This window comes from Methylobacterium sp. E-065, assembly GCF_022829605.1.
Classification (GTDB): domain Bacteria; phylum Pseudomonadota; class Alphaproteobacteria; order Rhizobiales; family Beijerinckiaceae; genus Methylobacterium.
This window is the reverse complement of the sequence record NZ_JAKSYD010000022.1, coordinates 1-2,282: the sequence shown is the minus strand read 5'-3', so window position 1 is coordinate 2,282 and position 2,282 is coordinate 1. Positions and strand designations below refer to the sequence as shown.

The following is a 2,282-nucleotide window of genomic DNA, read 5'->3' as shown; positions in this document are numbered from 1 at the left end:
GCACGCAGCGGCGACGCGACAAGCTCGGCAAGAGAAAGGACTGTCTTCGCGCCCGGTGCCCTGCTATTGGCCGCGACCGGCTCGCATCGATGCACACTACCGGCGTAATTACCCAGGCCCTTGCGAGGGTTGAGTTTCGCTGATTCCCTCGTGGGATGGGGCGCAGCGATCTTGAGCGGTTGAACCGCGAGGAGCTGAACGAGCCGGTTGTGCGGCCGCAGTGTCCGGACCGACGGGCTCGGGATCGCCCCTAATCCCCCGGCTGTGGCCCGCGTGGCCGGGCTGGGCCCCGCCGGGTTGGGATGGCTCGGGCGCTTCTTGCCGGTCGGTGGCCGTGGGTTTCGGGGGGTGGCCGGAGTCTTTGTCGGGAGGCTGCAGCCGCGCCACCGGCTCGTTCGGTCCCTCGCGGCTCAACCGCTCAGATCGCTGCGCCCCATCCCACGAGGGAATCAGCGAAACTCAACCCGCGCAAGGGCCTGGGTAATTACATGATCTGCGCCTCTATCCAGCAGAAAATATCTTTCCATCGGGTCTCGTCGCGTACCGCTTTTTAAAGATGAGTGACTTCTTGCATGCTAACCCCGAACTCTTATCCTGGGCCGTCTGCCCTCTATATCTAGCGCAGCATCAATATTATATGCTTCACGTTCGTCTTCTGACCTCGCGGCGTATCCAGCTTCCTCGGTCAGGGCCAATCCTTCCAATCAGCTGAGCTCAAAGCTAGCAAGTTAGGTAAAATCGGCAACGATGACCGCTGAGCTCAAAAAGGCGTTTCAGACTGCCGCCGCGCGCTTTAAGCCGCTCAAACCTCGCTTGAGGTCCGCGGCAGCACGATCAAACCGTCGACGCCGATCGAGGCCCGCTTGACCACGGTTTTGAAGCCATACCCGACCACGTAACGCTCCTCGGTCTCGATCCGGCTGATATGCATCCGCAGGAGTTCGTGCTCCCCGTGGATGTAGATGTGCATCAGATCTGCGAAGTGGTCTTCTATGCTGCACGCAAAACGCCGATCGCGGTGATACAGGGCGGCGACGTGCAGGTGCAGGCCATCGTTGATCCGCACCTCGTCAAGTAACACTTTCTCGCGCTTGGCGACGGGGTAGTCGGGCGACGCGATCCAAATCGGCAGCTTGCCGCGGTTGGCGGGCGCGTTGGGCCGGCGGAAGAGGCGACTTAGGTGGGTGGCGTACACCCGGTACAGCTCCTGTTCCATGACCCGCAACTTGGCCGCCTCGGATCCAGGGATTTGTTTGAACATCAGGGTGATGAGGTAACCTTCCCATCCTGCATCCATCTTCTCCTTGAAGTATGTACCCCAGGCTTCGATGTAGGCTTTGCGGGTGGTGTAGCTGTTTGTATCAAGCATCGTCATTTCAGCTGTTCCTTGTCGCATCAAGCAATAGGCCGCCATATACACAGCAGGTCTGCAGTGCATTCGCTCGTCTGATGAAGTAGGGTCGGCGCAGCGGGCGCTTCCACGCGTTGCTTTGGCCTACGGTTTCAATTGGTTTTTACGAGTTTGGAGAAGGCCGCTTCTGGGCTTTGCGATTGCGGCACCAGAGATCGCGAGAAAGCCGCGACAGCGGGTTCATGCGTTCGCGCTCGGCCTACCCGCCTGATTGACTCACCGATGTCCGTTACTTGAGCCTTGCAATTCCAGGAGTTTCACGATGCCACGACAGCTGGCGGGATCAACCAACTCGTTCCCGCCAGCCATAAGGCGCTTATCGATTCGGCGTCTTAGCCCAACTCCATTCCGCATCAGCCTCGTGACGCACACGAGCAACTAACTCGGTCGAATACAATCTTGGCTGGTCCTTGGCTTTCCTGCGCCCCTTCCGACGCTTTGGCTTAACCACTGTTCCCAAATCGATCATTGCGCAGAGACACAAGCGTGCGAGTTCGCCCGATCTCGCGTCAGCAGGAGCTGTTATCAACGCGTCAAGGGCGGCAAACATCGCTGCCATGGCGAAATCGTACGGACCCTTCAGGCTTTGAAGGTTGTGACCATTCGTTTTTCTAGCCCAATCAACGAACTCATTCAGATTATCGATCTTGAATGCGAGCGTAGGATCATTCGCACCGAGTCCTTTGATCTCGATGGCGTGGCGGGGCCAGATATAATTCAACGTGGCTTCGTGATCGTCCCCCTTTGAAGTGGTCCGCCCTGAAGTATGGCTTTTGCGCCGACAGAGGACGGAATCGATGGCCCAACGACCCAAGCCCGAGGAGATCGTGAGCAAGCTGCGTCAGGTCGACGTGCTGGTCTCACAAGGACA

2 protein-coding genes are annotated in these 2,282 nt (G+C 58.5%); both read right to left on the bottom strand.

Annotated elements, in window-relative coordinates; translation table 11 throughout:
- Positions 1-802: 802 nt before the first annotated feature.
- Positions 803-1,375: a hypothetical protein gene (locus tag MKK84_RS01800; protein WP_243916327.1), complete on the bottom strand. Its 573-nt coding sequence runs from the start codon at positions 1,373-1,375 to the stop codon at positions 803-805.
- Positions 1,376-1,727: 352 nt separating this feature from the next.
- Positions 1,728-2,132, bottom strand: a complete 405-nt coding sequence (locus tag MKK84_RS01795) for a hypothetical protein (protein ID WP_243916326.1) — start codon at positions 2,130-2,132, stop codon at positions 1,728-1,730.
- Positions 2,133-2,282 lie beyond the last annotated feature (150 nt).

What these genes read in the sequence shown, in the direction of transcription:
- MKK84_RS01800 (WP_243916327.1), bottom strand. Translation starts at nt 1,375, where the DNA reads ATGACGATGCTTGATACAAACAGCTACACCACCCGCAAAGCCTACATC.